This is a genomic window from Deltaproteobacteria bacterium HGW-Deltaproteobacteria-6 (genome assembly GCA_002840435.1).
Classification (GTDB): Bacteria; Desulfobacterota; Syntrophia; order Syntrophales; family Smithellaceae; genus UBA8904.
This window is the reverse complement of the sequence record PHAT01000001.1, coordinates 157,840-182,812: the sequence shown is the minus strand read 5'-3', so window position 1 is coordinate 182,812 and position 24,973 is coordinate 157,840. Positions and strand designations below refer to the sequence as shown.

The window sequence follows — 24,973 nt, the reverse complement described above, 5'->3', positions numbered from 1 at the left end:
GGCAACTTACAAGGAGGAACTAAAATTGATATCAACAGCATACGCAATGGGTGGCAATCAGGGAGCACCGGCAGCGGGAGCAGGCGGCGTCGGTGATTGGAGTTTTATCGTCATGATGGTGGTGATCTTCGGTATCTTTTATTTCTTAATGATCCGCCCCCAGCAGAAGAAGCAAAAAGAACTTAAAGCCATGTTGGATAATCTCGCTTACGGGGATACGGTTATAACCAGCGGCGGCATTTACGGCAAAGTCACCGGCCTGGCCGATGCGGTCGTCACTCTGGAAATTGCCGACAAGGTCAGAATCAAAGTTTCCCGAAGTGCGGTCGGCGCTGTTCTTCAGAAATCGGGTTCTCCCACTCCGGCGACGACAAAGTAATCGTATAGTATAGAAAGGGGCATTTCATGTTCAAATCTTTAAAAATCAGGATAGCGATCACTGCAGTTGTGTGCCTTGCTGCTTTATACTTTTTGATACCGACCTTCGTCAGTAATATTCCGTCGCCATTGGATCAATATCTGCCCAAGGAGAAGATTCATCTGGGCCTGGATTTGCAGGGCGGCATGCATCTTCTGATGGAAATTGATACGGACAAAGCTCTGGAATCCATGATGGAGCGAACATCCAATGATTTGAAAGAATCGTTGATGGAAAGCAAAGTCCGTTTCCGGAATGTGGAAAAATCCAAGGGTGCCACAATTTCACTGGAACTGACCGAATCGGCAGGCAAAACGACTCTGGAAAAAGTATTGAAAGACCAGTTTCCTGATCTGGAAATAGCCTCAACCACTCCTCGCGACGGAGGACAATTGGTAACATTAAGAATCAATGACAAAAGAGCGGTCGATCTGAAAAAATTGACCATCGAACATTCCCTGGAAACAATCCGCAACCGCGTGGACCAGTTCGGCGTCGCGGAACCTGAAATTATACCGGAAGGCGACAACCGGATATTGATTCAGCTCCCCGGGGTCAAAGATCCGGAAAGAGCGAAAAATCTGATCGGTAAAACGGCGCTTCTGGAATTCAAAATCGTCGATGAAGAACATTCTCTGGATGAAGCTCTTCGCGGGAGCGTTCCCGAGGGATCAGTCATCGCTTACGGTTCGCGTACAGACAAATCCAGCGGTCAGAGGGGCCAGGTGCCCTATTTATTAAAAAACAAAACGCTCCTGACCGGAGCGTCTCTGGAAACCGCCAAGGTCCAGATTTCCGACCGTTTCGGCGAACCTCACGTCTCCATCAAATTCAACGCTCAGGGCGCTGCGGACTTCGACCGCATTACCAATGAAAACGTCCGTAAACATCTGGCGATTGTTCTCGACGGCGTTGTCCATTCGGCACCGGTCATCCAGGAAAGAATTTCCGGCGGCCAGGCGCAGATTACCGGCAACTTTACCATGGATGAAGCGCGCGATCTGGCTATTGTCCTGCGCGCCGGCGCCCTGCCCGCCCCGGTCAACATTCTGGAAGAAAGAACGGTCGGTCCGTCGTTGGGCAGCGATTCGATCCGGCAGGGTGTTCTGGCAACCATCATCGGTTCGCTTCTGGTTATTCTCTTCATGGTTGTTTATTACCGTCTTTCCGGCGCGGTTGCCGATATTGCCCTCATTATCAATATATTTCTGATTTTGGCGGCTCTTGCAGCTTTCCGGGCAACCCTGACATTACCGGGCATTGCCGGCATGCTCCTCACGGTCGGCGTAGCCGTGGATGCGAACATTCTGATTTTTGAAAGAATCCGTGAAGAGTTGCGGACGGGAAAAACACCTCGCATGGCTCTCGATATGGGTTACGACAGGGCTTTTATTACCATCATTGACACGCATATTACAGGCATCATCGCTGCCCTTGTTTTGATGTTTTTCGGAACAGGCCCGATCAAAGGATTCGCGGTAACAACAATCATTGGCCTGCTGGCCAGTCTTTTTACCGCCATTTTTGTTACCAGGGTTATCTTCGATTATGTCACACAGAACTATAACATTAAAAAAATTAGTATTTAAAATTCAAGCGCACGCAGGAGATATAGTATGAGCATGGAGTTGATAAAACCAGGTGTTAACGTAGATTTTGTCGGAAAAATGAAGTATGCGATGGTTCTATCAGCCATCCTGATCATTATCGGCATTGGATCGATTATCTTTCATGGCGGTTTTAATCTTGGTATTGACTTCGCCGGCGGCTCAATCATTCAGGTTAAATTTTCAAAGAATATAACCGCCGATCAAATTCGTGCGTCTCTCCAATCAACGAAGCTGGCAAACAGCACGATTCAACAGTTCGGCGTCAATGAATTTTTGATTCGCACATCGGAATCTTTCTCCGATCAAAAGATACTGGCCGCCAATGTGGAACAACCGCTCACTGCCGCTTTCAACAAGGATTATGAAATCCGGCGGGTGGAAGTCGTCGGATCTAAAGTCAGTGCGGATTTTACGCGAAAGGCCATTATTGCTGTTATTTTTTCCTGGCTGGCTATTCTGATTTATGTCACCTGGCGCTTTGAGTTCCGTTATGCGGCAGGTGGAATTCTCGCATTGGTTCATGACACCCTGATTGTGATCGGGGCGGTTTCTGTGATGAACATGGAATTCACCATCAACATTCTCGCGGTCCTCATCTTTGTTATCGGTTTTTCGATTAATGACACGATTGTAACACTCGACAGAATTCGTGAAATTGTAAAACGGAATCCCAGGCAGAAGCTGGGCGACATCATTAATCTGGCCATCAATGAAACACTCAGCAGAACCATCTTGACGTCTCTGACTGTTTTCTTCACGGTTTTAGCCCTGTATATTTTCGGCGGACCGGTCATTCGTGATTTTGCTTTTGCCATGTTGGTCGGCACCGTCGTTGGCACGTATTCCACAGTTTATATCGCGTGCACCAGCGTGATGCTTTTTGAAAAGCTGCAACCTTCGAGAATGAAGAGGAAGTAATCACATTGTCGTCCCTGGCAGCGGTAGGATTTGTTTTTTTTATTTTAATATTGTTCGTCGGAATTTATCTGACCCTGTTCGGATTGCCCGGAACAATCATTATATTCCTGGACGTGTTGCTCTACGCCCTTTTAACCGGCTTTGCACAAGTCGGCTGGAAAGTCCTTCTGCTCCTACTCATCTTTGCCATTCTCGCCGAATCTCTTGATTTTCTGGCAAGATTGACGGACGCGCATAAAGCCCCTGTGATCAGGAAATCCCTCTGGGCCTCGGCCATAGGCGCCGTGGCGGGCATGATTCTTTTAACACCCGTTCTCTGGGGTATCGGCATCTGGGGAGGGTTTTTCCTCGGAGGACTGGCGGGGCTGCTGATCGTAGAATTGCTCCGTCAAACAAAATTAAGAAGTCCCCATCAGGCATCCAACCGTGCTTTCTTCGCCATGATCGGGCAGAAAATGGTAAAAGGTTTTCTCGCCCTGATTATGATTTTTGTTTCTCTATTGAATATTTACTCTTAGGAGTTCGCCCCCCGTTATGACGGAAAATAATCATTCAAAAAACATCGTTCAGGAAAAGTCGAAGAAGGCAAATAAGGAAACAGATAAATCAAAAGTTCAGGAATACATTGAAGCGATTATCATCGCTATTTTAATCGCCGTTGTTATTCGTACTTTTATCATCCAGGCTTATAAAATTCCTTCCCGGTCGATGGTGCCGGCACTGCTTGTCGGCGATCATCTGCTGGTCAACAAATTCATATACGGCGTTAAAATACCGGTGATCAGAAGAATTTTAATCCCCGTCACCGATCCCCAAAAAGGGGATATTATCGTATTTATTTACCCTCATGACCGTTCTAAAGATTATATCAAGCGCGTTATCGGCGTCAGTGGCGATAAAATCGAGATTAAGAATAAAAATATCTTTATCAATGACCGGCCCTACAAAGACGCTTTCGGCATTTATTCCGACCATGTCACCTACCCGGCGATGATGCAGCCGCGCGATAACTTTGGACCGGTCGTCGTTCCGAAGGGGTCGCTTTTTGTGATGGGCGACAACCGCGATGAAAGCGCCGACAGCCGCTTCTGGGGTTTTGTGGACTTAAGAGATGTGGAAGGCAAAGCGCTCGTTATTTACTGGTCATGGAACAGTGAAGAACAGGACAATCTTCTGAAGAAAATCCGCTGGGACCGCCTGGGAAATCTGCTGCACTGAACTAAATCAATACGGGTACGGACGATTATTCCCAGATAGCCGATACGACCATCACAACCGACAAGCCTATTAGAATCATGACGGTCACCCAGGAAACAACATTCATCAGCCGGCCATTGACAAAATCTCCCATAATCCGTTTGTCATTAATCAAGAGCAGCATGAAAATCAGGACAAACGGCAGCAAAATACCGTTGATCACCTGAGAATAAAACATGATGGAAATGAGCGGCACACCCGGCAGCAAAATAATACCCGCGCCTAAAAAGATCATCAGCGAGTAAAGGCCGTAAAACTGCGGTGCTTCGACAAATTTCGTATTCAGGCTGGATTCCCAGCCGAAAGCCTCACAAATGGTATAGGCCGTGGAAAGCGGAAGGATCGAGGCGGCAAACAGCGAAGCATTGAGCAAACCGAAAGCAAACAGCATGGAAGCATAGGATCCAGCCAGCGGCGCCAGCGCCAGCGCGGCGTCTTTTGCCGTTTCAATCTTGAGCCCGTTTTGAAATAAAGTCACGGCGCAAAGCATGATAATAAAAAAAGCGACAACATTGACGGTGATGGAGCCGAAGATAACATCCATCCGGGAATACTTATAACTCTCCGCCTTCAGACCTTTGTCCACAATCGACGACTGCAGGTAGAACTGCATCCAGGGCGCAATGGTTGTTCCGATGATGCCGATAGCCATTGTCAGCATGCCTGCATCAAAATTCAAACTGGGTGTTATCGCCGCCTTGCTGATAGCCGACCAGTCGGGATGAATCATAAATCCCGATACAATATAGGAAAGATAAAATACACAAGCCACAAGAAATACTTTTTCCACAGACTTGTAATTGCCCTTAACTACCAGCCACCAGACAAAAACAGCGCCTGCCGGCACGGAAATGTATTTGCTGACGCCGAATATTTCCATACTGGCGGCAATACCGGCAAACTCGCAGAGCGTGTTTCCCAGATTGGCAAAAAGCAGAATAATCATCAGGTAAAAAGTGATCTTGGCGCCGAAACGTTCCCGGATCAGATCGGAAAGCCCCTTACCGGAAACCACTCCCATCCGGGCGCACATTTCCTGAATGATGATCAACGCCACGGTCACGGGAATCAGAATCCAGATAAGGCTTAACCCATAGTGAGCGCCGGCCAGAGAATAGGTGGTGATTCCACCGGCATCATTATCGACATTGGATGTAATAATGCCCGGACCAATCAAGGCAAAAAACAGCCCCAGCTTCCATAAACCGGTTTGCAATATTTTTTTCCAGAAAAATTTAATTTTTTCCATAAATCACTATCAACAGCAGGTCAGGATTCATTTGCCCAAGTGCGGCGCCACAACTTCCAGAAGATTCTTAAAAATAATGGTGCCGTGCATCTTTTCCTGTTCATCCACAACCGGTATGGCGGTTACGGCATATTTAGCAAACTGTTCGGCAATGACATCATGTTTATCATCGAGTTTTACCGACACAACACGTTCATCCATGATGTCTTCCAATATTTGATCCGCATCGGCTAGAATCAAATCCCTCAGGCTGATCACCCCCAGGAGACGCTCATCTTCATCCGTTACATAAACATAGTAGACGAGATCTACATCGGCCGCCTCCCGGCGAAATTCCTCCAGCGCTTCCCGAACCGTCGTTTGCGGACTGAAACTCAGGTAAGATGTTGTCATCATGCCGCCTGCTTCCTGCTCCGGATGGGCCATTAGTTCCTTGACGTCATCGGCAATATCCTTTTCCATTTCATTCAAGATGCCTTCCGCCTTGGATTTCGGCAGATCTCCGATGAGGTCGGCAGCCTCAGAAAGAGACATTTCCTCAATAATATCGGAAGCTTTCTCCGAGTTGAGATCATTAATCAAACTGACCTGAATTTTAGGGTCCGTTTCTTCCAGTGTTTCCGCCGCTGTTTCGACATCAAGAGCCTGAAACACTGCGGAACGCTGTTTAATGTCAAGCTCTTCCAGAATATCCGCCAGGTCGGCCGGATGAATTTGACTCAAACGGTTTTGCGCTATGTTTAACTGCAAAAGATCAGGCGAACTGAGCGGCTGGGTAAACTTCCAAGGAATAAAATGATTGGTCAGTTTGTAATCAAACAGCCCCTGAAAAACGGCGTCGAAAACTCTGATTAACCCGACACGACGAATCAAACCGCGAAAGCCCACATCCACATGAACCAGATGCAGACCATGCCTTGTTTTTAAAAACTGGAGATCATTTACCCGTCTGATCTTGGCGCCGTCCGTATCAACCACCTGCTTATCCAGCAAGGCATCTTTAAGCAGGACTTCCCCCTCCCTTAAATGGAGCGCAGATAACTCCCGGGTGGATTCCACAGCAACCGATATGGTTTGATCCATATCCACAACATCCTTCCAGGGAAGGACGACCGGATTCTTTTTTCGGGCGGAACGAAAGATTATACCGGTCACAACGGGATAAGGCTCAACAAATTCAGCGGTTAAATCATAAACACGGCCTAACGTTTCGCCCGTGGCGCCCACAATACTTCTCCCCAGGATTTTGCTTAAAAACAAAAAAACCTGAGGTTCGCGATTAATCGCCATAGTTATCTTCCTCCAGGTCGCAGACCTATATCATTTATGATTTTTAAAGGAAAGTATTTTCGACTTTTTTACCTTGACATGAAACAAGCGGTGTTGTAATGAGCGCTCATAACGTAACCTTTTAATTTGATCCGGCGAGATTGAAAAAGGACAATCCAAGATGAAAAAAGTGAGCACAAAGTTTATTCAGGCCTTTCTCCGCAAGGGGAAAGGCTTTTTTTATGCCCGTTGACGTATCGTTGAGTAGCCTCGGCTCCGACCGGCTCAAATGATTTTATCTTCGCTAAAGACGGTAACTTCCTAAACGGTAAGGAACAGAATATGACTAAAAAGACGAGCACCAAAATCGTGATGGACAGCGACGGCATTGAACGATGTCTGACGCGGATCGCTTATGAAATTCTGGAAAAAAACAAAGGCATGGATGACCTTGTGCTGGTCGGCATCCGCACCGGCGGTATTTATCTGGCCGAAAGGCTTCAGAAAAAAATATCGGCCATTGAGGATCGGGAAATCCCTCTGGGCATTCTGGATATCACACTCTACCGTGACGATATCACCAAATCAAAAAAGAAAGCGCCTCTGGGAAAGACAAAAATTCCCTTCGATCTCACGGATAAAAAAGTCATCCTGGTGGATGATGTTCTTTTTACCGGCCGAACCATCCGCGCCGCCATGGATGCTTTAATAGACTTCGGCCGCCCCAAAATGATTCAACTGGCCGTTTTAATCGACCGCGGACATCGTGAGCTGCCCATTCGCGCCGACTATGTCGGGAAAAATCTCCCTTCTTCCCTGTGGGAAGCAGTCAGCGTCGATCTCCTGGAAAAAAGCGGTAAAGACGAAGTTGTTATTGAAGAAGAAACGTAATTTTTAAAATACCCACAAGGCAAACCTATGATGAAACTTGGAAAAAAAGACATCCTCGGCATCCAGGAAATGACCGTTGACGAGATCAACCTGATTTTGGAAACAGCCGAATCCTTCCTGGAAATATCGACACGAGACATTAAAAAAGTACCCACATTGCGCGGTAAAAGCGTGATCAACCTGTTTTATGAAGCCAGTACGCGCACCCGCACATCCTTTGAAATCGCAGGAAAGCGACTCAGCGCCGATACCATAAATATTTCCGCATCGACCAGTTCCGTCGTTAAGGGAGAAACACTGATCGACACGGCCCGCACGCTTGAAGCCATGAACCCGGACATTATTGTCATCCGGCACAGCGCTGCCGGCGCTCCCCATCTCCTGGCCTCGCTTGTCTCGCAATCGATCATCAATGCCGGTGACGGCGCGCATGAGCATCCCACTCAGGCCCTGCTCGACATGATGACGATTAAAGAAAAAAAAGGCAGAATCGACGGTTTAAAAGTGGCCATCGTGGGTGACATTCTGCACAGCCGGGTGGCACGTTCTAATATTTATGGTTTATCCAAAATGGGCGCCCGGGTGGTCATTGCCGGACCTGCCACCATGCTGCCCCGCGATGTCGAACAGATGGGCGTCAAGGCTTATACCAGACTGGAAGATGCGATTCCGGATGCGGACGTCGTGATGATGCTGCGCATTCAACTGGAACGGCAGAAGCAAAACATCTTTCCTTCGCTTCGGGAATATGCCCAGCACTACTGCCTGAACCGCAAGAACATCAAACTGGCTAAGAATGACGCTATCGTCATGCACCCGGGCCCCATCAACCGCGGTGTGGAAATTTCCCCTGACATTGCCGATGATCCCGCCTGCTCCGTCATTCTCGATCAAGTCAATAAGGGCGTCGCTGTCAGAATGGCCCTGCTTTATCTGCTTACCGGAGGAAACGAATGAAACTGTTATTAAAAGGCGCCCGGGTGATTGACCCGGCTCAGAAAATAGACGGCCTGACGGATATTTTGATTGAAGAAGGAAAAATTACCGGCTGCGGTGCAAATATTAAGGCCGGACCGGACGCAAAAGTCATCGACCTTGCCGGAATGATTGTTGCGCCCGGTTTAATCGACATGCACACGCATCTGCGCGAACCGGGCCTGGAATATAAAGAAACCATTGCCACGGGCTCGGCCGCGGCCGTAGCCGGCGGTTTCACGTCGATTGCCTGCATGCCCAACACCCAACCGGTTAACGACAATCGCTCCATCACCGAATTCATCCGCCGCAAAGCTGCCGAAGCAAATCTGGCCAATGTTTATCCTATTGGCGCGATCAGTGTGGGATCGGACGGCAAGCAGTTAACGGAATTCTGGGACCTTCAGGAAGCGGGAATCATCGCGTTGTCCGACGACGGAAAACCCGTCATGGATGCGGCTCTGATGCGCAGGACGATGGAATACGCCTGTTCCCTGAACCTGCCGGTTATTCAACACTGTGAAGACAAAAATCTTTCCGCAGGCGGCCTGATGAACGAAGGCTATTTTTCTACCATCCTCGGGCTGCCGGGTATCCCCGCCATTGCCGAAGATGTCATGGTGGCGCGCGACATTCTGATTGCCGAATATACCCGCACACGGATTCACATCGCACATGTCAGCACGAAAGGTGCGGTGCGTCTGATTCGCGACGCTAAAGCAAGAGGCCTGAACGTAACGGCGGAAACCGCCCCGCACTATTTCATCTTAACCGATGAATCGCTCCAGGATTATAATACCAACTACAAAGTCAGTCCGCCGCTTCGCAGCCCGGCTGATGCGGCCGCCATTAAAGAAGGCCTCGCTGACGGCACGCTCGACGCCATCGCCTGCGATCATGCGCCGCACGGACGCACGGATAAGGAAGTGGAATTCGAATACGCGCTAAACGGAATCAGCGGTCTGGAAACGTCTCTGGGGCTGAGCTTGAATCTGGTGCATGACGGCGTTTTGACCTGGCCTGCACTTATTGCTGTCATGAGCTGCAATCCCTCGCGCATTCTAAATCTGCGCAAAGGAACGCTCGCGCCGGGCTCTGACGCGGACATCACCGTCATCAACCCTGAACTGCCCTGGACCGTGGATGTTAAAGCCTTCCAATCACGCGGGAAGAACTCGCCGTTTCACGGGCGCCCGATGAAAGGACGGGCGGTCCTGACCATCGTGGGCGGCGATATTAAATACGACGGACTTGCGTCAAAATCATGAGCACCAGAGAAAGCCATAAAGCCGCCGGTTTTGTTTTGAAAAGTTTAAGCTACGGTGAATCGGACCTCATCATCACCTTTTACAGCCGAGAGTTCGGCAAGATCAAGGGAATCGCCAAAGGCGCCAAAAGAAGCAAAAAACGTTTTGCCAACGTCTTCGAACCGTTTTCGCTGACCAATATTATTTTCTCGCGAAAAAATCGCGACGCTCTGGCCTTTATTGAATCCTGCGACATTATCGATCATTATTCACCCATCCGTCAGGATCTGGAAAAAACCCTGACCGCCTCCTATTTCATTGATCTGACCGATCACTTCAGTCCGGAAGGAAAATCCAACGATGATCTGTTTATGCTGCTGGCGGATTTTCTGACTTTGCTGGTGCGGGAAAACGTTTCAGACGCGGCGATACGGTTTTTTGAAATGCGCCTTTTGAAAATTACCGGATTCGAACCGTCGCTCACAGCCTGCGTAAACTGTAAAACGCCCGTGACCAACGGCAAGATTTACTACTTTTTTCCGAAAGAAGGCGGCATTACCTGCGCCGCGTGCGCCCGGCCGGAGCGATACGATCAAAGCGTCTCCGCCGGCACCGTCCGTACACTGCTTTTGGGAAAAGACATGGACATTGAAAAAATGAAAATGGTCAGCATGCCGGAGAGCCTTGCCTGCGAATCCCGTAATATCCTCTGCGGTTTCATTACTCACGTGCTGGGCAAAGAAGTCAAATCCCTGAAAGTCATGGAACAGGTGCGCAGGTATTGCCCTTAACGGAGGTTCATATGCGCCGACCGGAATTACTCATCCCCGCCGGCAATCCGGAAAAATTACGCACCGCCTTGCTCTATGGCGCCGATGCTGTTTATGTCGGCGTTCCGGGTTTGAGTTTGCGCGCGGCGCAGGCCGAAATGTCTTTCGATGATCTGGCGGCAGGCATTGCCGAAGCGCACGCTCAAGGCGTCAAGGTTTACGGCGCCCTCAATACATTCGCCCGCAACACCGATCTGGAAACTGCGCGAAGAATTATCCCCGGATTAACGGCGGCGGGTGTGGACGCTCTGATTGTCAGCGATCCCGGTTTGGTTCGATTAATCCGTCAAATCGCCCCGCAGACCACCCTGCATCTCAGTACACAGGCCAATACGACCAATATCGAAGCCGTTCGTTTCTGGCAGGATCAGGGCATCCAGAGGATCATTCTGGCGAGGGAGCTTAATTTACGTGAAATTGGGGAAATTGCCGCGGCGGTCCCCGGCATGGAACTGGAAATATTCGTCCATGGCGCCATGTGCATGGCTTATTCCGGACGCTGTTATCTTTCGGCCTGGCGCAACAGGCGCAGCGCCAACCAGGGAGATTGCACCCAGCCCTGCCGCTGGGAATACAGGCTATCGGAAGCAACGCGCCCCGGCGACCCTGTCATTCTGGAAGAAGATGAACGCTTCAGCTATTTGCTGAGTTCAAAAGACTTATGTCTGATCGAATATCTGTCCGATGTCTTGGCATCCGGCATCACCAGCGTAAAAATTGAAGGCCGGATGAAATCATCTTATTATGTGGCGGTTGTTACCCGAACCTATCGGCAGGCGCTCGACACATTAATCCGACAAAAAGAAAAATACCACTGCGACCCGCAATGGCGGGAGGAGCTCCACAAAATATCTCATCGCGGCTATACAACCGGCTTTGCTTTTGCTGAAGAAAAAATAAACGAATGCAGCCCTCACATTAAAAATATTCAGACGCATGAACCAGCGGGAATTGTTTCAGGCTATGATGAAGTCCGGAAAGAAATGCTCATTTCCGTCCGCAACCATCTGAAAGCGGGAGAAGCCGTGGAGTTGTTGCTTGCTCATGAAACAATTAAAATCGATACGCGAATCCTTCTGGATGAAAGCGGAAACAGCATCGATCAAGCCCATGCAGGCAATCAGATCCGGCTTCCGCTGCCGTCCCCGGCGCCGTCCGGCGCTCTTTTGCGCAAAGCAATCACGACAGGCAAGCAGACTATCGGCTGAAAGCTTTTATCAGACCGCAGGATTTTAAGTAAAACAAAACCCCCGCGGCGCACCGCGGGGGTTCAACTGAAAAGTCTGTTAGCCTAAAGCCTTATTACTTTTTAACGGCATATTCAGCAGTTGCCGCTTCCACACGGCGGTTCTTGGCTTTCCCTGCTTTTGTCTTATTATCAGCAATGGGCTTCTCCAAACCGAAACCTTCTGCCGTCAATCGTTTGGCATCAATACCCTTTTTGACCATGTAGGCCTTTACGGCATTGGCGCGCTTCTGGGAAAGTTTCTTATTGTAAGCGGCGCTGCCCACATTATCCGTATGTCCCTCGATCACTACATTGAGTTCCGGATACTGTTTCATAACGGAAACCAGATTATCTACGTCCTTGAAGGAATTTTTCTTGATGATCGCCTTATTGGTATCAAATAATACATTCAGGGTTGTTCTGCCCTTCTCAATAATTTCCGGAGCTGCCGCTGCGGGGCGTTTTACTTCTTCGACAACCGCCGGAGCTGACACAGGAGCCGCCGGCGCGGGTTTTGATTCAACCACCGGAGCCGCGGCTGCCTGGGGCTTCGCCTCCTCAACAACCGCTGCAGGCGCCTGAACAACCTTCTTCGCACCGCCAAAAGCAAAAGTTACACCTACCGTATAGAGCATATCGCTATGGATGGCATCGAAAGGAATGACGTGGCGAACATCGCCGCGCAGCGCAATATTCTCCGTCAGGAAATACTTCAGTCCGGCGCCGTAATCTACGGCAATCTTATCTCTTCTGCTTTCATTGATTTTCTCTGCAGACTCGGAATAGTTGACACCACCGGCGCCAACGGCTAAGAAAGGCACTAACTTGCCGTCCGGCAGAATATTGACAATTGCTTCAGCTCCATAACCAAAAAAATTGATGTTCCCACCGGGATCAGTATTGACTCTTGTTGGAACATAATGGACAAAACCTTCCAGTCCAACATACTTGGTAAAAAAGTATCCGGCGCGCAGGCCATAACTCACATTTTGATTCAAGTCCTGGTTTCCTTCAAACCAATAACCACCGATAGTGGGTGTAATATTAACCGATCCTGCCTTTACTTGCGCGTATCCTGTTGAGACAACAAACGTCACGAGCAGAATTGCAACCAATGAAATAATTTTTTTCATTTTTTTCTCCTTTTCCGAATATTTTGTACTTACAATCGGCTCTCTTAAGATACAAAGAAAAGTCAATCACCCTTGAAAATCAATAAAATACAATGTTTACAAATATGTTTTAGTCCGCGAAACTATAATCAATTCCGCAGGGTGTGTCAATATCTTTTTAACAGCAAATACGATCAGAACATCATTTCCGAGTTTGCATGTTGATGATGCGCGGCAGCCTGATGAATCTTTAGCTGCTTTTGCGATACCGCCGCTGAGGGGGATAGCCCAGCAGCGCAAAAAAACCCAAACCGATCAGAACACGGAAGATGAACCGATCGCTGCCGGCATGGCTGGAAGATGAATCCTCATAGCGTCGCAGCCAGAACAGCAATGCCAATGTCCGGAAGAATACCATGCATTATCGAAAACGCTTTGATGGATTACTTCAAACGCGTCCGCTTATTTATGAACAGCGTCTCAGTATTTCACGCATCATGTCCAGTGTGACATCCCTGTTTTCACCCATGTTGACCATGCCATGCGCCGCAAGCAACTCCATCACTTGTTCAATGTCAACATTCACAACACCATAACCGCTGAGAGATGTCGGCAAACCCATGCTCTCAAAAAACAGGCGGGTTTTATCAATCGCAGCATCCATTCGCGACAATTCATTTCCCGAATCGATTCCCCAGACGCGCTCTGCATACTGCAACAGTTTTTGCCTTTTTCCACGTGCACGGACTTTGAGCATGGCCGGCACCAGTACCGCCAGTGTCCGGGCATGATCCATCCCGTATAAAACCGTCAACTCATACCCCAATCGATGAGCGGACCAGTCCTGAGGAACGCCCGCACCAATGAGACCGTTGAGCCCCAGGGTGGCAGCCCACATGAGATTGGCGCGCACATCATAATTTTCAGGTTCCGCAAGCGCCTTGGGTCCCTCTTCAAGAAGAAGCAGCAGCAGTCCTTCCGCCAGGCGATCCTGAACATGCCCGGAAACCGGGTAGGTCATGTACTGCTCCAGCACATGAACAAAGGTATCCACCACCCCGTTGCCGATTTGCCTTGCCGGCAGCGTATACGTGAACGTGGGATCCAGCACGGCAAACTGGGGAAACAAAAATGGATTCATGATGCCCCGTTTCATCATAACCGCTTTGCGCGTAATAATCGCCCGGTTATTCATTTCCGAACCGCTGGCCGGTAGTGTCGTCACGGCACCAACAGGCAAAGACTTTGTAATGGCGCTTCCCGCATTATCCAGCAAAAGATACGGATCAAGATTGAAAGGAATGGCGGCTGACATGAACTTGGTTCCGTCAATCACAGAACCGCCGCCGATCGCCAGCAGAAAATCAATCTTCCTCTCGCGGGCAATGGACACCCCTTGCAGAAGCGTTTCATATTCCGGATTCGGTTCGATACCGCCGAATTCGGTGATGTCATAACCGGACAAAACAGCCTTCACCTGTTCCAGTACGCCATAGCGTCTGGCGCTATCTCCGCCATAGGTAATCAGGACTCTGGCGTCTTTCGGTATTTCGCCGGAAATCTGATTAACGCTGCCTTTACCAAATAAAACCCGGGTGGGATTGTGAAATATAAAATTAAACATGTTTACCCTTTGATTGTCTTCAAGGATTTTTTTTATTTCTTGCCGCACTTGCTCATTCATAGAAAAGTTGCCTAGCGATGTCAATAAAAAAACGGTGGCGTCTTATCTTCACATTCGTCAAGACTCATTGAAACGCCGGAATACACCGAAAGCTGTGTGGTCTTTTGCCCTTTAATATTGACCCCATCGCCCTTTCGTGCTAGGTAGCCTAGGATTATTTGAGAGGCGGATCCGCTTGACGGGTCTGAGCTTCTTTCTGGCAACCCTTTAAGGAGGACATTGTGACTTTTCAGGAATTAATATTTGCACTTGAACAATACTGGCATTCTCAGGGCTGCGTCATCCAGCAGCCTTATGATATGGAAGTCGGCGCGGGAACGTTTCATCCCGCTACCTGCCTTCGCGCGCTGGGACCGGAACCATGGAACGTGGCTTATGTGCAGCCGTCAAGGCGGCCGACCGACGGCCGTTACGGCGAAAATCCCAACCGGCTTCAACACTATTACCAATATCAGGTGATCATGAAACCCTCGCCTGTCAATATCCAGGAGCTTTACCTCAACTCGCTTAAAAGCTTCGGCATTGATCCGCTGGAACACGACATCCGTTTCGTTGAGGACGACTGGGAATCTCCGACACTGGGCGCCTGGGGACTGGGATGGGAAGTCTGGCTGGACGGCATGGAAATCTCGCAGTTCACGTATTTCCAGCAGGTAGGAGGCTTCGACTGCAACCCCGTCTGCGCGGAACTGACTTATGGAACGGAACGCATCGCCATGTATATTCAGGGCATCAACAATGTCTATGATTTGCAGTGGACCGATAAAGTCAAGTACGGCGATGTCCACCACAAGGGCGAAGTGGAGTTTTCCACCTATAACTTTGAAGTAGCCGACATTCCCATGCTGCGCAAACTCTTTGACATGTATGAGGAAGAGGCCTTACGCATCGCCGAAAAAAATCTGGCGCTGCCCGCCTATGACTACTGTTTGAAATGCTCGCACACGTTCAATCTGCTCAACGCCCGCGGCGCAATCAGCGTGGCCGAACGCACAAGCTACATCGGCCGGGTCAGAAATCTGGCGCGCCTGAGCGCAGAACTCTACATGAAACAACGTGAAGAACTGGGATATCCCCTTTTAAAGAACTCATAAAATATCTGGAGACAAAATGAGTAACGAACTGCTGTTTGAAATTGGTACCGAAGAAATTCCCGCCGCGTTTTTATCCAAGGCCGTCATTGATATGGATGACATCATCCGCAAAACACTTACGGAAAAACGCATCGCCTTTGAAGGCGTCCGCTGCCTGGCCACGCCGAGACGTCTGCTGCTCACGATCACGGATTTAGCGCCGAAACAGGAAGATCAGACTATCGAGAAGCTGGGACCGTCCAAAAAGGCGGCGTTTGATGAAAGCGGCCAACCGACAAAAGCCGCGCTGGGATTCGCCAGGGGCCAGGGCATGGAAGTCTCTCAGTTGGAAACCATCGTCACCGACAAGGGCGAGTATCTGGGTTCACGTAAAACCATCGCAGGCCAGCCGACTGAGACACTGCTTCCGGACATTCTCAAAAACTTTCTTGTCACCATCCCTTTTCGAAAATCCATGCGCTGGGCTGCTTACGACTTGCGTTTTGCCCGCCCTGTTCACTGGCTGCTGGCTCTTTACGGCGGCAAAATTGTTCCCCTGAAAATTGAAGATATTGAAAGCGGAAATACCTCCTGCGGTCATCGTTTCATGAGTCCCGCTCCTTTTGCTGTTTCAGGATTTGAAGATTATCTGAACAAAGCCAGAGAAAATTTCGTGATCGTTGATCCCGCTGAAAGAAAAAAATTAATTCTCGAAGAAGCCCGGAAGGCGGCAGCTGAAATCGGCGGAAAACTTTTCTATACGGAAGACCTGCTGGAAACCATCAGCTTCATTGTCGAATATCCGGTCATTGTGCGCGGGCACTTCGATGAAAAATATTTAAATATCCCTAAAGAAGTTCTCACCACCACGATGATCTCCCATCAGAAATATTTTCCCGTCATCAATGACGAGGGCAAACTGTTGCCCTACTTCATCGCAGTCAGCAACACCCAAGCCCGTGACATCGCTGTGGTAGCCAGCGGAAATGAAAGAGTGCTGCGGGCGCGCCTGGCCGACGCTTCGTTTTTCTTTGAGGAAGACAAGAAAGTTCCTCTGGAAGACAGGGTGGAATCTCTTAAGAAAGTCGTCTTTCACACGCTGCTGGGAACGTCGCATAAGAAAGTGATGCGCTTCCGCAAGCTGGCGGTCAAGATTGCCGCCAAAGTCAAGCCGGCCGTCAAGAAGAATGTGGACCGTGCCGCGCTTTTAGCCAAGGCTGATCTGGAATCACTCATGGTGGGTGAATTTTCGGAGCTCCAGGGCATTATGGGCCGCGAGTACGCGCTGTTAGCCGGCGAAAAACCAGAGATTGCCAACGCCATCTATGAACATTATTTACCGATTGTCGCCGGCGGCGACCTGCCCCGGACGGATGAAGGCGCCATTGTCGGCATTGCCGATAAAATCGATACCATTGTCGGCTTTTTCGCCGTGGGAATGCCTCCAACCGGAACAGCGGACCCCTATGCTCTGCGTCGTCAGGCGCTGGGTGTTATTAATATTATTTTATCGCGCCGCTATGCTCTGAGTCTTAACTTTCTGGTTGATGAGAGTCTGGCGGCAATGAAAGACGTTCTCAAAAAACCGGCCGAAGATATTAGAAGAGACGTTCTGGATTTTTTCAGGGGCCGTTTGCAAAATCAACTGATCGCCCAGGGTTGTGCTTACGATACAGTGGACGCGGTTCTGTCCACGGACATCGACGATCTTGTCTCGGTTATCGAAAGAATCCAGGCGCTCGCGGCTTTCCGGCAGAATCCGGAATTTGAACCTGTCTCGGTCGCCTTCAAACGGGTGGATAATATTCTCAAGGACTTTCACGAGGGTCAGGTTGACGTCAACCTGCTTTCCCATGACGCGGAAATCAAATTATTTTCGGCACTGGAAAATATTAAACTGCGTGTAGAAAAAGGCATCGCTGAAAAAGACTTCAACGCCGCATTGAACAAACTTGCCGCACTGCGTCCTTCCGTGGATGCATTTTTTGATCACGTTATGGTTATGGACAAAGATGAAAAAATCCGTTTCAATCGTTTATCACTTCTTTCGGAGATATCGGCGCTGTTTCATAAAATTGCTGATTTTTCGAAAATTGTAACCGCCGGCTGATTGATTGACAGGTTTATCGCAAGTTTTTCGGGCACATAACGCAAATATCAGTTTGATTGACATTCATTTAAGTGCTTGCTAAGATAACGGCGTTTTCAACATAGAATAAAGAATTACGGAGAATCTTCCACATGAGTCCTCTGGATAAAACCGACACAATAACCAGCATGGATGAAAAGCTGCGATTGCGTAAAAGTCTTCAGGAAATCACCAACCGCATCCATGCGGCCAAGAACTTCCGGCAGATACTGGTTGATTTAAAAGACGGCATCCTGAACTTATTCAACGCATACTCCATTACACTTTATGTTGTCGACAAACCCCGCAACGAAATATATTCCATGTTCATGGCGGGTTCTCAGCTTAAGGAAATTCGCGTCCCGATCAGCAATCAAAGCATTGCCGGATATGTCGCCAATACCTTCAATGTTGTTAATATCAAGGATGCCTACAATCAGGCGGAACTCAAGGCCATTGATTTTGAGCTGACTTTCGATTCCAGCTGGGATAAAAAATCGGGGTTCAAAACCAAACAGATTTTTGCCGCTCCGATTTTTTACGAAGATCAGCTCATGGGCGTTATCCAGATCCTCAACAAAAAAAAGGGAGACAGCAAATTCACCGAAGAAGAAGTCGGACTGGTTATGGAAATCGTCGAAGTTTTAGGCGTTGCCTTTTATAATCAGCAACGTTTGGAACGCCGCCGTAAGACACGCTTCGATTTTCTGATTACCCGCGGTCTGCTCAAAGAGGAAGAACTGGAAGCGGCCTGGGAGGAGGCGCGCAATGAAAAGGAATCCGTCGAGCGATATCTGATGCGGAAGTACAAAATTTCCAAGGACGATATCGGCCACTCCTTTGAAGAATTTTACCGCTGCCGGTTTATTGATTATAACGATAAAATAATTATCCCCGGCGATTTAATTCTGAACCTGAAGAAAGACTACCTCCAGCGTGAACTGTGGGTGCCTCTGGAAAAAATTGACACCAATATTCACGTCATTGTCGATGATCCCAACAATGTCCTGAAAAGAGACACCATTGAAAACCTTTTGAAAACAAAAAAAGTGAAGTATGACGTCGCCCTGCCTGAAGATATTTTAAAATACATTAACCTCTTTTTTCATTCCCCCGAAGACGAGCATTCTTTCACGGAACTGCTGGGGCAGATGGATGACCAGGATCAGGGTGTGGCGGATGATGAAGGCGGCGAAGCGGTCATGGAATCCGACAGCGTCATCATGCAGCTTGTCAATAAGATTATTAACGATGCTTCCGCCCGACGGGTGTCTGATATTCATATCGAACCCAATATCGGTAAAAAAAATGTGGAAATCCGTTTCCGCGTTGACGGTGACTGTGCCATCTACCAGGCGCTTCCTTTCAGTTACCGGCAGGCGCTGATCTCGCGTGTCAAGATCATGTCGAACCTGGATATTACCGAAAAAAGAAAACCGCAGGACGGCAAAATCAAATTCCGGCGAGCCTCCGGCGATGACCTGGAGCTGCGCGTAGCCACCATTCCCACTCAGGGCGGTGTGGAAGACATCGTCATGCGCCTTCTGGCCAAAAGTGACACCATGCTCCCTCTGGACGGCATGGGTCTCCTGAAACGCAATTATGACGGAATGGTGGATGTGATCACCAAACCCTATGGAATGATTTTAGTCGTCGGTCCGACCGGTTCCGGTAAAACAACTACGCTCCATTCAGCTCTCCACCATATTAACACGCCGGATAGAAAAATCTGGACCGCTGAAGACCCGGTGGAAATCACACAATACGGACTGCGCCAGGTGCAGGTGCAAGCCAAAATCGGTTTTGATTTTGCGGCAGCCATGCGCGCTTTCCTTCGTGCCGACCCTGATGTCATCATGGTTGGTGAAATGCGCGATTATGAAACGGCAAAAACGGGCGTCGAAGCGTCACTTACCGGGCATCTTGTTTTCAGCACACTGCATACCAACAGCGCTCCGGAAACCATCGTCCGTCTGCTGGACATGGGCATCGATCCGCTGAACTTCGCCGATGCTTTGCTGGGTATTCTCGCCCAGCGCCTTGTTCGTACGCTCTGCAAAAGCTGCAAAGAAGAATATCATCCGTCAAAAGAGGAATACGATGAAATTGTTCTGGCATACGGCGCTGAAGATTTCGCTAAACTCGGCGTTTCGTATAACGCTGATTTTAAACTTTACCGCTCCAAAGGATGCGATGCCTGCGATAAGAGCGGCTACAAAGGCAGAATGGGCATTCACGAACTGGTCATAGCCACCGATACGATCAAAAAGCTGATCATGAAAAAAGAACCTGTGGAAGTTCTTCGAGCCAAATCCATGGAGGAAGGCATGACAACGCTTCTCCAGGACGGAATCCAAAAATCGCTCAAAGGCATCACGGATTTCAAACAAGTTCGCCGGGTTTGCATTAAATAATTTTTCAAAGATCAATGTTCCGCAATCAAAGGGGCGGGGTCTTGCCACCACAAAAGAATGGCAAGCCCCCGCCCCTGCATTTATATCTTTCAGCATTCAGAACCTGATGTTCACACCTTTCCCGCAAAGTCCTTCCCGAAAGCCAGCGCCTGCAACTGTTCCTCCTCGCCCGGTTGCCACATGGTTTTCAGACCGCCACCAACGACTTCAAACCCCGCGTGAACCAGGTGATCACTTAAAAGCCTGACACTCTCGCCGCTCCAGCCATAACAGCCGAACGCCGCTGCCTTTTTGTTTTTGAATTTCAACCCGGTGATCATTTCCAGAAGCGCCGCCATCGCGTTAAGAATCCCTTTGTTGATGGTCGGTGAACCCAGCAGAATCGCTTTGGACTTAAAGACTTCAGTCACCACATCATTGATGTCACTGCGGGCGATGTTGTAGAGCTTCACCGTCACCTTGTCGTCTTCCTGCTTGATGCCTTTGGCGATGTTTTCCGCCAGGGTCCGTGTGCCGTCCCACATGGTGTCGTAAATGATCGTAATCTGGTTTTCCCGGTAGTCCGCCGCCCACTGGAGATATTTCTGCGCAATCTGCAGCGGATTAACCCGCCAGATCACGCCATGGCTTGGACAGATGGCATTCAGCGGAAGATTCAATGCGACCACTTCATTGATCTTCTTCGTCACGAGCGGTGAAAACGGTGTGAGGATATTGGCGTAATATTTTGTCGCCTCTTCGAAAAGTTCGGACGGTATGACCAGATCATTGAACATATGCTCGCTCGCAATATGCTGGCCAAACGCGTCATTGGAAAATAATATCGCGTCGCCTGTGAGATACTCCATCATGGTATCCGGCCAGTGCAGCATGGGCGCTTCGATAAAGATCAGTTCCTTCCCGCCCAGACTTAGTCTGTCGCCGGTTTTTACCACCTGAAAATTCCAGTTCTGATGGTAATGTCCCCGGAGGGACTTCACGGCGTTGGCCGTGCAGTAAACCGGCTTATCGGGAATACGGCGCATCAATTCCGGCAGCGCCCCTGAGTGATCCATCTCTGCGTGATTGGCAATCACGTAATCGATTTTGTTCAGATCCATTTCCTTCGCCAGGTTATCAACAAATTCTTTCGCAAAGGGCCGCCAGACGGTGTCAATCAGCGCGATCTTTTCATCTTTGACCAGATAGGCGTTGTAAGACGAACCGCGATGCGTGGAGTACTCCTCGCCATGAAATTTGCGAAGTTCCCAGTCAATCTTACCGACCCAGTGAACGTTTGGCGTGATTTCAAATTTCATATCATCCCTCCTTTTTATTTGATCATGATCAATAACATCTTAAATTTTGTTACGGCATGAAGCGCGTGCGGCTTGGCAGCCGGCATAATGATCATTTCTCCTGCTTTGACCAAATAGGGTTTGCCTTCAATTCGAATTTCAGCTTCACCTTCCAGGATATGCACAACCGCGTCAAATGGCGCCGTGTGTTCGCTCAATCCCTCACCCTTGTCGAACGCAAAAACCGTTATCGTCCCGGACGGTTTCCGGATAATTTCCCGGCTGACAACGGAATGCTCCTGCCAGACAGCCATATCTTTGAGTACAAAAGCTTGGGTCAGATCTCCAATTTGTGCTAATTTTTCAGGCATATTTTTCTCCTTTCGTTTCGGAACCGGACTATTGATGATTATATGCACGAATATTAATATTTCATCATGCCATTTTTTAATATTTTCATAAAACAAATCTCCAATATTGTAATTGATTTAAGTCAAAATTTGTTATTATGTTGATTTATCGAATATATAGGTTGTATCCGTCTCGACCGTCGGTCATTCGATGGTCATTACAGTTTAAATTTCTTGAGAAAAGAGCTTAATACTGGTATGAAAGTGCCAAAATTTAGAAAATTTATTTTAAGGATGGTTACTTATGTCAAACCCCAATTTTAGTTCCGGCCCTTGCAGCAAGAGGCCAGCGTGGAATATCGACGCGCTGAAGAGCGCGCCTACCGGCCGCTCACACCGTTCCGCGTTGGGAAAAGAAAGAATCGTCAAAGCAACAAATGAAACACGAAAAATATTAAACATTCCGTCAGATTACCTTGTGGGCATTCTGCCGGCTTCCGATACCGGCGCTTTTGAATGTGCCATGTGGTCACTGTTAGGCCCCAAACCGGTTACCGTATTGGTCTGGGAAAGTTTTTCCGAAGGCTGGGCAACGGATGTCAATAAGCAGCTTAAACTCAATCCCACGATCATTAAGGCCGACTACGGCAAGATTCCTGACCTCAGCAAAGTCGACTGGAAAAGCGATGTGGTATTTGTCGCCAACGGCACCACGAGCGGCGTGAAAGTTCCCGACTACAACTGGATTCCCGCCGATCGTGAAGGATTGTCCCTGTGCGATGCGACCAGCGCCGCGTTTGCCATGGAAATCGATTGGAGCAAAATCGATATTCTAACCTTCTCATGGCAGAAATGTCTGGGTGGCGAAGCCGCACACGGCATGATGGTGATGAGCCCCAGAGCCGTTGCGCGTCTCGAATCCTACACACCGCCCTGGCCGATGCCGAAAATATTCCGCCTGAAAAAAGGCGACAAAATCAATAAGGCGATCTTCGATGGCGACGTCATCAACACACCGTCGATGATCTGTGTGGAAGATTATCTGGATGCTCTGGATTGGGCGGGTAAAATCGGGCTTGACGGCTTGATCAAAAGAAGCCAGACCAACCTGAAAGTGGTCGAAGACTGGGTTGCAAAAACAGACTGGGTTGAATTTCTGGCCGATGATCCTAAAGTACGCTCCAACACGTCCGTTTGCCTTTCCGTAACGCATCCCAAAGTGCAGGCGATGGGCGCCGATGAAAAGGGCAAATTCCTGAAAAGCATTACGTCAGACCTGAGCAAGAAAAATATCGCACACGATATCAACTCTTACAAGGATGCACCCGCCGGTTACCGTTTCTGGTGCGGCCCCACCATTGAAGAGTCTGATCTCAAAGTGGCGCTGGCCGAGCTCGAAAAAGTCTTCAATGAAAAGGTGAAAAACCTTTAACTTAAAACATTTTGGAAAATGTTATGAAACGAGTGTTAGTCAGTGATTCCATGGCTTCCGAAGTCGCAGAGATTCTGGGGAATGCGCCGGGCATCAAAGTGGATGTAAAAACCGGCATGAAGCCGGATGAATTAAAAGCGGTCATTAAAGATTATGATGCGCTGATCGTTCGTTCATCCACGAAAGTCACGGCCGAAATTATCGAAGCGGCCGTGAAACTTTCCGCCATCGGCCGCGCCGGCGCGGGAGTCGACAACATCGACATTCCCGCCGCCAGTAAACGCGGCATCGTTGTCATGAACACGCCGGGCGGCAACACCGTCACCACCGGCGAACACGCTGTTGCCATGATGCTGTCACTGGCCCGCAAAATCCCCCAAGCCACGGCATCCATGAAAGCAGGCCTTTGGGAAAAAAGCAAATTCATGGGCAACGAGTATTGCAACAAAACCCTGGGCATCATCGGCCTCGGGCGTGTCGGCGCCGCCGTGGCCGACCGCGCCATGGGACTGAAGATGAACGTCATTGCCTGTGATCCGTTTATTTCTCCGGAAGTGGCGGAACAAATGGGTGTAAAGCTGGTCAGCATGGATGAACTCTATGCCAATGCCGATTTCATTACCATCCATTCGCCCCTGATGCCGGAAACAAAAGATCTGGTCAATGCCGATTCTTTTGCCAGAATGAAGCAGGGTGTTTTCCTGATTCACTGCGCCCGTGGCGGCATCGTCAATGAAAAAGCGCTTTACGACGCATTGCAGTCCGGCAAAGTAGCAGGGGCGGCCCTTGACGTTTTTGAAGAAGAACCGACCAAAAACATGGATCTGATTGGACTGGACAATGTCATCTGCACACCGCATCTGGGCGCCTCAACCGATGAGGCGCAGACCAATGTGGCCATTGCCATCGCCCATCAGATTGCCGCTTACTTCGTTACCGGCGAAATTAAAGGCGCGGTCAACTTCCCCTCGGTGAGCGCGGACGTTATGGCTGTTATTCATCCCTACCTGGATCTGGCGGAAAAGCTGGGCACCTTCCAGGCACAGTTACTGACCGGCGCAGTTCAGGAAGTGACCATTGAATACAGCGGTGAAATTATCAATCACAACGTAGCGCCCATTACTATTTCACTGATCAAGGGACTTCTGGAATCGATTCTCTATGAAACCGTCAACTATATCAACGCGCCGATTATCGCCAAAGAAAGAGGGATCAAGATTGTCGAAGTGAAGAGCTCTGAAACCAAAGACTTCAACAACATGATTGAGGTGACCATCAAGACCTCAAAGGAAACCAGCCGCACTGCCGGCGCAGTTTTCGGTAAAAATGATTTGCGCATCGTCCGGGTCAATGAATTCTCCTTGGAAATCATACCCGAAGGTTATCTGTTGGCTGTTTCCAACGACGATCAGCCGGGCGTCATCGGCAATCTTGGAACCACGCTGGGCAACCATAATGTCAACATCGCCCGTCTGCATCTGAGCCGCGACGCTCAGGCGAAAAAGGCGCTGGTTATTCTGAATACGGACTCCGCTGTAGGAACCGATGTACTGGAGATACTGCGTAAATTACCGCATGTATTGTCCATCAAACCCATAAAAATGTAGGAAA

At 49.1% G+C, this 24,973-nt stretch carries 21 protein-coding genes; 15 read left to right on the top strand and 6 right to left on the bottom strand.

Annotation, left to right across the window (positions count from 1 at the left end):
- The first annotated feature begins 46 nt into the window (after positions 1 to 46).
- The 5 genes from yajC to lepB are packed head-to-tail and all read left to right on the top strand — an operon-like array spanning position 47 to position 4,164.
- A complete protein-coding gene (gene yajC, locus CVU71_00785) occupies positions 47 to 379 on the top strand; it encodes a preprotein translocase subunit YajC (protein ID PKN20360.1) in 333 nt (110 codons plus the stop codon).
- A 26-nt stretch (positions 380 to 405) separates the two neighbouring features.
- Complete coding sequence (gene secD / locus CVU71_00780; protein ID PKN20359.1) at positions 406 to 2,007, top strand: protein translocase subunit SecD; 1,602 nt, start codon at positions 406 to 408, stop codon at positions 2,005 to 2,007.
- 33 nt (positions 2,008 to 2,040) lie between these two features.
- The gene (gene secF, locus CVU71_00775; protein ID PKN21024.1) at positions 2,041 to 2,946 is read left to right on the top strand and encodes a protein translocase subunit SecF; all 906 of its coding nucleotides are present in this window, start codon (positions 2,041 to 2,043) and stop codon (positions 2,944 to 2,946) included.
- Positions 2,946 to 3,464: a hypothetical protein gene (locus CVU71_00770; protein ID PKN20358.1), complete on the top strand. Its 519-nt coding sequence runs from the start codon at positions 2,946 to 2,948 to the stop codon at positions 3,462 to 3,464. The genes secF and CVU71_00770 overlap by 1 nt, the downstream gene beginning before the upstream one ends.
- Positions 3,465 to 3,480: 16 nt before the next feature.
- The gene (gene lepB / locus CVU71_00765; GenBank protein ID PKN20357.1) at positions 3,481 to 4,164 is read left to right on the top strand and encodes a signal peptidase I; all 684 of its coding nucleotides are present in this window, start codon (positions 3,481 to 3,483) and stop codon (positions 4,162 to 4,164) included.
- Positions 4,165 to 4,189: 25 nt separating this feature from the next.
- Here lepB and CVU71_00760 read toward each other — a convergent pair whose 3' ends face one another.
- Together CVU71_00760 and CVU71_00755 are read right to left on the bottom strand one after the other, a co-directional pair.
- Positions 4,190 to 5,452, bottom strand: a complete 1,263-nt coding sequence (locus tag CVU71_00760; protein PKN20356.1) for an Mn transporter — start codon at positions 5,450 to 5,452, stop codon at positions 4,190 to 4,192.
- A 27-nt stretch (positions 5,453 to 5,479) separates the two neighbouring features.
- Entirely contained in the window at positions 5,480 to 6,742 is a 1,263-nt protein-coding gene (locus CVU71_00755) for a hypothetical protein (GenBank protein ID PKN20355.1), read from the bottom strand.
- A gap of 321 nt (positions 6,743 to 7,063) precedes the next feature.
- Between CVU71_00755 and CVU71_00750 the strand changes: the two genes are divergently transcribed.
- From CVU71_00750 to CVU71_00730, 5 genes are read left to right on the top strand one after another with little or no spacing between them, the layout of a single operon-like run.
- Positions 7,064 to 7,612 (top strand): bifunctional pyr operon transcriptional regulator/uracil phosphoribosyltransferase PyrR, encoded by a 549-nt coding sequence (locus tag CVU71_00750; protein PKN20354.1) that lies wholly within the window; start codon positions 7,064 to 7,066, stop codon positions 7,610 to 7,612.
- Positions 7,613 to 7,642: 30 nt separating this feature from the next.
- Positions 7,643 to 8,569, top strand: coding sequence for an aspartate carbamoyltransferase (locus CVU71_00745; GenBank protein ID PKN21023.1), 927 nt, complete (start codon positions 7,643 to 7,645; stop codon positions 8,567 to 8,569).
- Positions 8,566 to 9,855, top strand: coding sequence for a dihydroorotase (locus tag CVU71_00740; GenBank protein ID PKN20353.1), 1,290 nt, complete (start codon positions 8,566 to 8,568; stop codon positions 9,853 to 9,855). The genes CVU71_00745 and CVU71_00740 overlap by 4 nt, the downstream gene beginning before the upstream one ends.
- A complete protein-coding gene (gene recO / locus CVU71_00735; GenBank protein ID PKN20352.1) occupies positions 9,852 to 10,625 on the top strand; it encodes a DNA repair protein RecO in 774 nt (257 codons plus the stop codon). The genes CVU71_00740 and recO overlap by 4 nt, the downstream gene beginning before the upstream one ends.
- 11 nt (positions 10,626 to 10,636) lie before the next feature.
- The gene (locus CVU71_00730; GenBank protein ID PKN20351.1) at positions 10,637 to 11,872 is read left to right on the top strand and encodes a peptidase U32; all 1,236 of its coding nucleotides are present in this window, start codon (positions 10,637 to 10,639) and stop codon (positions 11,870 to 11,872) included.
- A 94-nt stretch (positions 11,873 to 11,966) separates the two neighbouring features.
- Here the strand turns inward: CVU71_00730 and CVU71_00725 are convergent, their stop codons facing one another.
- Together CVU71_00725 and CVU71_00720 are read right to left on the bottom strand one after the other, a co-directional pair.
- The gene (locus tag CVU71_00725; protein ID PKN20350.1) at positions 11,967 to 13,025 is read right to left on the bottom strand and encodes a hypothetical protein; all 1,059 of its coding nucleotides are present in this window, start codon (positions 13,023 to 13,025) and stop codon (positions 11,967 to 11,969) included.
- 445 nt (positions 13,026 to 13,470) lie between these two features.
- On the bottom strand, positions 13,471 to 14,628 hold the full coding sequence (locus CVU71_00720) for an NADH-dependent alcohol dehydrogenase (GenBank protein PKN21022.1): 1,158 nt from the start codon (positions 14,626 to 14,628) through the stop codon (positions 13,471 to 13,473).
- A 281-nt stretch (positions 14,629 to 14,909) separates the two neighbouring features.
- Here CVU71_00720 and glyQ point away from each other — a divergent pair, with 281 nt between their 5' ends.
- The 3 genes from glyQ (at position 14,910) to CVU71_00705 (ending at position 20,303) form a co-directional block, all read left to right on the top strand.
- Positions 14,910 to 15,782, top strand: a complete 873-nt coding sequence (gene glyQ, locus CVU71_00715; GenBank protein PKN20349.1) for a glycine--tRNA ligase subunit alpha — start codon at positions 14,910 to 14,912, stop codon at positions 15,780 to 15,782.
- 16 nt (positions 15,783 to 15,798) lie between these two features.
- Positions 15,799 to 17,871 carry a glycine--tRNA ligase subunit beta gene (locus CVU71_00710; GenBank protein ID PKN20348.1) on the top strand — a complete coding sequence of 691 codons (2,073 nt, stop codon included), beginning with the start codon at positions 15,799 to 15,801 and terminating at the stop codon, positions 17,869 to 17,871.
- A gap of 131 nt (positions 17,872 to 18,002) precedes the next feature.
- The gene (locus CVU71_00705) at positions 18,003 to 20,303 is read left to right on the top strand and encodes a pilus assembly protein (GenBank protein ID PKN20347.1); all 2,301 of its coding nucleotides are present in this window, start codon (positions 18,003 to 18,005) and stop codon (positions 20,301 to 20,303) included.
- Positions 20,304 to 20,413: 110 nt separating this feature from the next.
- Here CVU71_00705 and CVU71_00700 read toward each other — a convergent pair whose 3' ends face one another.
- Together CVU71_00700 and CVU71_00695 are read right to left on the bottom strand one after the other, a co-directional pair.
- A complete protein-coding gene (locus tag CVU71_00700; protein ID PKN20346.1) occupies positions 20,414 to 21,601 on the bottom strand; it encodes an MBL fold hydrolase in 1,188 nt (395 codons plus the stop codon).
- 14 nt (positions 21,602 to 21,615) lie between these two features.
- Complete coding sequence (locus CVU71_00695; GenBank protein ID PKN20345.1) at positions 21,616 to 21,951, bottom strand: cupin domain-containing protein; 336 nt, start codon at positions 21,949 to 21,951, stop codon at positions 21,616 to 21,618.
- A 283-nt stretch (positions 21,952 to 22,234) separates the two neighbouring features.
- Here CVU71_00695 and CVU71_00690 point away from each other — a divergent pair, with 283 nt between their 5' ends.
- The gene (locus CVU71_00690) at positions 22,235 to 23,362 is read left to right on the top strand and encodes a phosphoserine transaminase (GenBank protein PKN20344.1); all 1,128 of its coding nucleotides are present in this window, start codon (positions 22,235 to 22,237) and stop codon (positions 23,360 to 23,362) included.
- 23 nt (positions 23,363 to 23,385) lie between these two features.
- Complete coding sequence (locus CVU71_00685) at positions 23,386 to 24,969, top strand: phosphoglycerate dehydrogenase (GenBank protein PKN21021.1); 1,584 nt, start codon at positions 23,386 to 23,388, stop codon at positions 24,967 to 24,969.
- Positions 24,970 to 24,973 lie beyond the last annotated feature (4 nt).